This is a genomic window from Acinetobacter sp. V2, from assembly GCF_001188385.1.
In the GTDB taxonomy this organism is placed as follows: domain Bacteria; phylum Pseudomonadota; class Gammaproteobacteria; order Pseudomonadales; family Moraxellaceae; genus Acinetobacter; species Acinetobacter oleivorans.
On sequence record NZ_JZFB01000001.1, the window covers coordinates 699,807 to 707,156 of the forward strand.

The 7,350-nt window shown below is 37.4% G+C and carries 10 protein-coding genes; 3 read left to right on the forward strand and 7 right to left on the reverse strand.

Annotated features, from left to right (window positions below):
* A partial coding sequence (locus tag UC75_RS19955) for a hypothetical protein (protein WP_228137210.1) occupies positions 1 to 138 on the forward strand: 138 nt, incomplete at its 5' end.
* Positions 139 to 175: 37 nt separating this feature from the next.
* Positions 176 to 1,438 carry a lipase family protein gene (locus tag UC75_RS03210; RefSeq protein ID WP_049836662.1) on the forward strand — a complete coding sequence of 421 codons (1,263 nt, stop codon included), beginning with the start codon at positions 176 to 178 and terminating at the stop codon, positions 1,436 to 1,438.
* Positions 1,439 to 1,532: 94 nt separating this feature from the next.
* Here the strand turns inward: UC75_RS03210 and UC75_RS03215 are convergent, their stop codons facing one another.
* Positions 1,533 to 2,621, reverse strand: a complete 1,089-nt coding sequence (locus tag UC75_RS03215; protein ID WP_049836663.1) for an LLM class flavin-dependent oxidoreductase — start codon at positions 2,619 to 2,621, stop codon at positions 1,533 to 1,535.
* Between the two features lie 316 nt (positions 2,622 to 2,937).
* Between UC75_RS03215 and UC75_RS03220 the strand changes: the two genes are divergently transcribed.
* On the forward strand, positions 2,938 to 4,014 hold the full coding sequence (locus UC75_RS03220; RefSeq protein WP_000846949.1) for a sigma-54 interaction domain-containing protein: 1,077 nt from the start codon (positions 2,938 to 2,940) through the stop codon (positions 4,012 to 4,014).
* A gap of 29 nt (positions 4,015 to 4,043) precedes the next feature.
* On the opposite strand, the gene tatC is transcribed toward UC75_RS03220, so the two are convergent.
* The 6 genes from tatC to UC75_RS19960 form a co-directional block, all read right to left on the reverse strand.
* Positions 4,044 to 4,790 carry a twin-arginine translocase subunit TatC gene (gene tatC / locus UC75_RS03225; RefSeq protein WP_021510740.1) on the reverse strand — a complete coding sequence of 249 codons (747 nt, stop codon included), beginning with the start codon at positions 4,788 to 4,790 and terminating at the stop codon, positions 4,044 to 4,046.
* Complete coding sequence (gene tatB, locus UC75_RS03230) at positions 4,787 to 5,203, reverse strand: Sec-independent protein translocase protein TatB (protein ID WP_049836664.1); 417 nt, start codon at positions 5,201 to 5,203, stop codon at positions 4,787 to 4,789. The genes tatC and tatB overlap by 4 nt, the downstream gene beginning before the upstream one ends.
* A 9-nt stretch (positions 5,204 to 5,212) precedes the next feature.
* Entirely contained in the window at positions 5,213 to 5,428 is a 216-nt protein-coding gene (locus UC75_RS03235) for a Sec-independent protein translocase subunit TatA (RefSeq protein WP_049836665.1), read from the reverse strand.
* A 97-nt stretch (positions 5,429 to 5,525) separates the two neighbouring features.
* Entirely contained in the window at positions 5,526 to 6,281 is a 756-nt protein-coding gene (locus UC75_RS03240) for an ABC transporter ATP-binding protein (protein ID WP_049836666.1), read from the reverse strand.
* Positions 6,282 to 6,315: 34 nt separating this feature from the next.
* Positions 6,316 to 7,104 carry an ABC transporter permease gene (locus UC75_RS03245; RefSeq protein ID WP_005131904.1) on the reverse strand — a complete coding sequence of 263 codons (789 nt, stop codon included), beginning with the start codon at positions 7,102 to 7,104 and terminating at the stop codon, positions 6,316 to 6,318.
* Positions 7,104 to 7,350 (reverse strand): ABC transporter permease (locus UC75_RS19960; protein WP_416202197.1); only part of this gene is annotated, 247 nt, incomplete at its 5' end. The genes UC75_RS19960 and UC75_RS03245, both read right to left, overlap by 1 nt.

Consider the following 7,350-nt stretch of genomic DNA (forward strand, 5'->3'; position numbering starts at 1 on the left):
GGGGCGATCAACTTATTTAATAGCCATCCTGATCAAGCAAAAGATTCTTCGGTCGGCAACATTGTCAAATATAGTTTTAATGCGCCTGAAGGAGCATTTGGAACGTATTTATATGGCCGCGTAAGTTACGAATTTTAAATCAAAAATGATGAGACAGTTTTTAAGGTAAATAACAATGCAACATACTTTTTTATCAACTTTATGCAAGTTTTCTTTAACCACAACGATGTTAACTTCAAGTTGTTTTGCGACCGCTCAAAAAGCTCCAGCGCCAGAAGATAAATATGGAGATGGCCGAGTTTCCGAGTTTTATACATGGAAATCGGCTATTCCTGAACAGGCAGGAAAATTATTAAAAACAGAAGCGATTCATAATCCTTATATTCGTTTAGCAAATGACAGTCAGGCTATTCGGATTCTCTACAGTTCTACGAGCGGTAAAGATAGCAAAACACCTATTGTGGTTTCAGGAAGTATTCACTTACCAAAAGGAACTCCACCAAAAGAAGGTTGGCCAGTGGTGCTATGGGCACATGGTACGGTCGGTTTGGCCGATGCTTGTGCGCCGTCTTGGAGTGGACGATCATACCGAGATGTACAATATTTAAATCGTTGGCTTAAAGAAGGATTTGCGGTCGTTGCCACAGATTACGAAGGGTTAGGTGTTGCAGGACCGCACTTGTTAATTAATAACCCAATGCTGGCTTATAGTATTTTAGATAGTGGTAGAGCTGCTTTAAAAACCAAGTTGCCACTTGCCAATAAGTTTGTGATTGTTGGCCAATCACAAGGAGGCGCTGGGGCTGTTGCGGCTTCTTCCTACTCGGCAACGTACGCACCTGACTTAAATATTAAAGGTTCAATTGGTACAGGCGTGATTTATCAAGATCCTGAAGCGACGCCTGAAAAAAATCAGTTAAAGTTAAATCCTTACGAAGTCAGCCCATCACTTGCTTATGGCATCTATAGTTTTTTAGTGACACAAAGTTTATATCCAGAAATTAAAACAGAAGATATTTTCACGCCTGAAGCTGCTCCTTTAGTTGAACAAGCAAGAAATGCCTGCTTAACAAGTTTTATGGGAGATATTCAAACCGCAGGGCTTTCGCCAGCACAAGCATATAAACCTAATCCGCCAGCAAGCTATAAAAAGCTGCAAGAGAAACAGTCAAATGATTATGGTTATTACCCTACATTAAAAATCAGTCATCCATTATTTATTGGGACAGGGGCAAATGACCGAACTCCAGATGCTCGTTCTCAAATGAAGCTGGTGGCAGATGCCTGTAAAGCAGGTACAGTGGTCGAAGGTCATTTGTATCATGGCTTAGGACATAGCGAAACTGTGAATGCTTCCTTAAAAGATTCAATTCCGTTTGCTAAAAAGGCGATTGCGGGAGAGAAAATTCAGGCTATTTGTAAACCTGACTTGCAATAAAAGATGGACTAAAGATTTTCTCACTGAAGAAAATCTTTATTAAAAAAAGCCGCTCTTCAAAGATATTGAATGAGCGGCTTTTTGCTTTAAATGTTTAAGCGATTTGTTTTAATTTTTTGGCTGCCTCTTCACGTACAGCGGGGATAATATAACGACCATAATCGACCGTATCATAGATCGGATCGTAGCCCCGATTTAAAAAAGTCGTCACCCCTAAATCTACATAATCGAGTAATGAGGCAATAATGGTGTCTGGTGTCCCAACTAGGGCAGTCGTATCGCCATAAGCCCCTACAGCAGTTGCAGTTGGCATCCATAATGCGCGGTCATGTCGATCACCTTGCTGGGCTGCTGCCAATAAGCGCTGTGAACCAATGCCTTTGATTTTATGTCCTGATAATGTGCCGTTATTTTGAAAGGTTGGATTATTTTGAATGTCTGCAAGAATCCGTTCTGCTCGTTGCCAAGCAAGTTCTTCGGTTGCACCAATAATAAGACGTACAGATAAGCTAACAGGAGGCTGCGGTTTATTGGCTTTTTCTGCTGCGAGCTTCAATTTAGTAATTTGCTCTTTTACTCCAACCAGTGGTTCACCCCAAAGTGAATACAGGTCTGCATGGCGGACTGCAATATCATAAGCAATGTCTGATGAGCCACCGAATGAAATCGGGATTGTACCGTTGACTGGCTTTAACGGGCAAAAAGCATTATCTAACTTAAAATATTTACCTTCATAACTAATGGGTTGATCGCTTTTCCAAAGTTTCTGGATGATATCTAGATATTCACCCGTCCGTTCATAGCGCTGAACTTTATCAACAATATAATCGCCTTCTTGAGGCTCAGCTGTAATTCCCGTAATTGCATGTAAACGGATTCTTCCACCACCTGTAGTATGGTCAAGCGTAGCAAAAGAACGTGCAGCAAGATTTGGAGTGAGGAGTGCAGGACGATGAGCAATCATAAATCCAAGACGTTCTGTATGTTGGGCAAGATATGCCGCGATTTGTGCACTGTCTGGGCTGCTTGGCCCGCTAGCAATTAAGACTTTATCAAAACCCGCATATTCATGTGCCCGTGCGTGGTAACGTAGATATTCGAGGTCAATTTTATGGCCAATTCGCGTTCCTTTGGTTTCAGACCATTGGTTAGGGAAAACCATACCTACAAATTCGATGCTCATTATTAAACCTATTTTATGGATTTTAAATGAATGAGCAAAATAAATGCCAAGCTTTATACCTATATAAATCAAATATAGGAATGGATTATAATTTTTTAGAGTGTTTGGATTTAATCAAAAAGACAACATTGTGTTTGAGAAGCAACATATCATAAAAAAAGAATTGTGTTTATTTTTAATTTATAAGAGAAAATATTTTCAGAATAAAATAGGTGAATTTTGGATTAAATATATTTATTTGTTATTTATTAAAAAACGCACTGAAATGTAATATAGCCTTTTAAAATGCTTATATCATAAGTTTTATGGGGTAATTATGAAGACCTTTTTAGATAATGATTATAAAGTAATTACTTTGCCTGATAATGGTGTTCCTGTAAAACCAATAAGAGCAAAAGCAATTATCTTTTCAGATCAGAACTCCCGTAAATTATTAAATCAAGTTGAAACGATTGCTCCAAGCTCTGCTAGTGTCATCATTCAAGGAGAGTCTGGGACAGGTAAAGAGTTAATTGCACGCGAAATTCATTTGAAAAGTGATCGTAAAAATAAGCCTTTTCTTGCCGTCAATTGCGGTGCTTTGGTCGAGACTCTTGCCGAGTCTGAACTGTTTGGCTATGAAGCTGGTGCTTTTACGGGTGCAAACAAAACTCGAGCTGGTATTTTTGAAACAGCTGATGGTGGTACTTTATTTTTGGATGAGGTAGGTGAGTTGCCTCTATCCTTACAAGTTAAGCTGTTAAGGGTATTGCAAGAAAAAGAAGTCGTACGCGTGGGTGGTCGAAAACCAATTCCAATTAATGTCCGTATTTTGTCGGGGACGCACGTCGATCTACGTAAAGCTGTAGCAGAAAACAAGTTTCGTCTCGATTTATATTATCGCTTGAACGTGGTTGTGCTTAATATTTTGCCACTGCGTGAACGTAAAGGAGATATTTTACCTCTGGTTGATTTCTTCTTAAGTTCATATTCTCAGAAGCTCATTACCACTAAGCCAAATATTAGTGATAGAGCAAGAAATGCGCTGCTGAACTATAGCTGGCCAGGCAACATTCGTGAGCTAGAAAACAATATTCACTATGCTTTGCTGGTGAGTGGCGGTAAAACAATTGATCTTGAGCATTTAAGATTTTCTGAGGAAACGGGTTCTGCCGTGTTACCAGACAATGATCTTATTCAAGAGTTTGAAAGTATCTTGAAGCGTCTTTTTCAAGAATATGATGGGGAAGCATGGCATATTATTGAAGATAAAATAGTAAATACTGCATTTTCAAGTTGCTGGAATAATCAGGTCAAGACAGCAAAAATGTTAGGCCTATCGCGTAATGTTTTACGTAATCTTCTATCAAGATATAACTTACTACCTAATAAGAATGAAAATGAAATTGCTTAAGGGTTTTACATAGAAAAAACATCCATTTTTTAATGGATGTTTTTTTGCATTGTGAATTTTGTGACCCATAAACCCAATTCAAATAACAACCACATTGGGACTGCAAGAGCAAGCATGCTAAAAACATCAGGAGGGGTAATAAACATTGCAATAAAAAAGAAGAATACAATGATGTGCTTACGATGTGCTTCTAGCTGTTGAATAGAAATAAGGCCAATAAAAATAAGAATATAAGTTAAAACTGGAATTTGAAATGCCAGACCAAAAGCAAGAAAAAGCTTCAAACAAAAATCTAGATAGCTATTGATATCCGTCATAGGTAACACATTATCGGGCGATGCCAAAACAAAAAACTTTAAAGCGAGAGGCAAAATTAAAGTATAGGCAAACACAATTCCTAAATAAAATAGAAGGTTACTCGAAAGCACTAGTGCTATACCGAACCTTTTTTCTTTTTGATAAAGAGCTGGAGCAACAAATTGCCAAAATTGATAAAGAATAAAGGGAATGCTTAATAAAATCGCAAAATAAATATTGAGTTTAAATGGTGCTAAAAATGTACTCATCACATCTGTTGCAATCATGGTGGAATTGCTAGGAAGTAATGAAATTAAAGGATGAGCAAGAAAATGGTAGTTCTTCTGAGCAAGCGGAAGTAATAATAAAAAAATCGCTAAAACAATACCAATGCTATAGATCAGCCGTTTTCTTAATTCTTTTAAATGTTCGCTATATTTCATTTCAGTGAGGCTTTCACTGACAATATGTTCCGTCATGCGGCTTGATCCTCACTGAATTTATTGGCTGTTTTAAAATGAGCTAAAAATGGTGTCTTTAACTCATCTTGTGAACGGGTATAGATATAGTCATTGATGCGGCGTGCTTTGGTTTTTTGTTCTGTAAAAACAGATGTTTGTACATTTTCAATTTCTTGTTGCATAAGAGCGAGTTGTTGTTTGAGCTGCTCTTCATTTTGTTTTATTTTTTGCAGCTCTTCATGCATGACTCTCTTAAGTTCGATCAGGTCAAGTTCGTTTTCAATATCATTTTGAATTTTACTAATTTGGTTTTTAACTGCTCTGTATTTGAGGAGGACTGATCTTAACGTGTGAGGAAGTTTTTCAGGTCCTAAAATAATAAGCGCAATAATTGCAAAAGCTAATAACTCTCCAAAGCTGATATTAAACATAATAATAAATCACTCATATTTTATTTTTTCATTATGTGATTCAACTGGACTAATATCTTTGTATTGCTGGTTTTGCAATAACTTCTGATCATCAGAATTAACTGAATCTTTAAAGTCTTTAATTGCACCACCTAAGTCCTTACCTAGATTTTTTAACTTTGAAGTTCCAAATAATAAAATAACAATCACTGCAAACAGTAAAATATGCCAAATAGATAAACCCATTTTTCTCTATCCTATATTAATTAAATGTAAAGAATATTAATATCACGATATTATCTGTTTTCTAAATCATATTAATATCGATCAATATTCAAATTAATTATGCTGTGTGATCTAGCATATTAAGTGCCTGGTTGCGAAAACCAAATAAAAGTTCACTTTCTTTATGTCGAGGATGTGTCAGCGGAACTTGAATAATTTCTTTAATTTTTCCTGGTCGGGCTGACATCACAATGACACGGTCTCCAAGATAGACAGCTTCTTCAATATCGTGGGTAACTAAAATCATGGTGATTTTTTCATGTTGCCAGATACGCTGAAGTTCAGCTTGTAAGTGACTCCGTGTGATGGCATCTAAAGCGCCAAAAGGCTCATCCAAAAGTAAAATATCGGGTTTATTGACGAGTCCACGGGCAATTGCAACACGTTGTGCCATGCCACCAGAAAGCTCATGTGGATACGCCTTTTCAAAACCTTTCAGCCCGACAATTTCAATATGTTCATTTACCCGTAAATTTCGCTCTTCACGAGTGAGTGTAGTTTCTTCAAGTGCTAAATGGATGTTTTCAAAAACAGTAAGCCATGGAAGTAATCGGTGTTCTTGAAAGATAAGACCGCGTTTTAAATCTGTACCTTTTATCTGAGTTTGATTCAGTAAAATTTCACCATCATAGTCTTGATCTAATCCAGCAATAAGACGTAATAGTGTTGATTTCCCACAGCCACTACTACCAACAATTGATATAAATTCACCTTGCTCAATGTTGAGGTTAATCCCATCTAAAACGGTCAAAGTATTTTGATCACGTTGAAAAGATTTATTGAGTTTTTTAATAGAAAGTAGTGAGAACGACATATAAATTCCTAAAAATATTTTTTAAAAAGACAAATTAGGTACGCCATTGCAGCAGGCGTTTTGAAATAAGATGAATACCTGCCGTCATAAAGGCCCCACAAAGGGTAACCGTTATGGCGCAAACCAACAGAATATCCATTTCGGCATTAATCTCGGCTTTCATCATTAAGTTGCCGAGTCCTGCACCCGCATTGAATAGCAATTCACTTGCTGTAGTGGTGATCCAAGTAAAGGGCACCGCTAAATTTAGACCAGTTAAAATATGGGGTAGGGCTTGAGGAAGGCGTATTTTTTTAAATTTTCGCCAGAATGAAAATTGATAAATACGTGCGATTTCATCGTATTTTGCATCATTGTGGCTAAGGCCCTGAAATGTATTAATCACTAATGGAAAAAACGAGGCAAGCGCGATAATAAAGATTTTTGCTTCTTCTCCATTACCAAACCATAAGGCAATTAAAGGTGTTAAACCCAGTAATGGAACTTGTCGAATACTGTTAAACAGTGGAGAAACTAAAGCATTTAAAACTTTTGAATAGGCAAGCAAAGTACCTAAAATTAATCCGCTTATCGAACCTAAGATAAATCCAATTCCAGCTTTTTTAAGACTTCCCCATGTGTTTAGCCACAATTCACCTGTTTCAAGCAATTTGATAAATGCGAAATAAATGTTTTGTAGAGGAACAAATGCATAGGCATGACTGGCACCTAAGCTTGAGTTGTATTGCCATAAGCCTAATAACAATAATGGTAGTACTAAGCCTTGTATTAAAATAATTGGCCGTTGCCATGATTGTTTTAAAGTAAAAGAACGCTGAGACATTATTTTTCCCCCGAACTAAGCGCAGGTGAGATAAAGCGTTGTTCCACTAAACGTAAAACTTTATCCAAACCAAACCCGACCAAGCCTGTGATAAACACACCAACCATCACAACATCTAAGCGCAACATTTGACGTCCTAGTTCCATCATTTGTCCAATACCCGTTCCAGCTGCCAGTAGTTCAACGGCAACTAAAATCAACCATGCGCGGCCAAGTGCAATTCGTAGTCCACCAATTAACGGCGGG

Coding starts and splice junctions, on each gene's coding strand:
- UC75_RS03210 (WP_049836662.1), top strand. CDS start 176: ATGCAACATACTTTTTTATCAACTTTATGCAAGTTTTCTTTAACCACA.
- UC75_RS03215 (WP_049836663.1), bottom strand. CDS start 2,621: ATGAGCATCGAATTTGTAGGTATGGTTTTCCCTAACCAATGGTCTGAA.
- UC75_RS03220 (WP_000846949.1), top strand. CDS start 2,938: ATGAAGACCTTTTTAGATAATGATTATAAAGTAATTACTTTGCCTGAT.
- tatC (WP_021510740.1), bottom strand. CDS start 4,790: ATGACGGAACATATTGTCAGTGAAAGCCTCACTGAAATGAAATATAGC.
- tatB (WP_049836664.1), bottom strand. CDS start 5,203: ATGTTTAATATCAGCTTTGGAGAGTTATTAGCTTTTGCAATTATTGCG.
- UC75_RS03235 (WP_049836665.1), bottom strand. CDS start 5,428: ATGGGTTTATCTATTTGGCATATTTTACTGTTTGCAGTGATTGTTATT.
- UC75_RS03240 (WP_049836666.1), bottom strand. CDS start 6,281: ATGTCGTTCTCACTACTTTCTATTAAAAAACTCAATAAATCTTTTCAA.
- UC75_RS03245 (WP_005131904.1), bottom strand. CDS start 7,104: ATGTCTCAGCGTTCTTTTACTTTAAAACAATCATGGCAACGGCCAATT.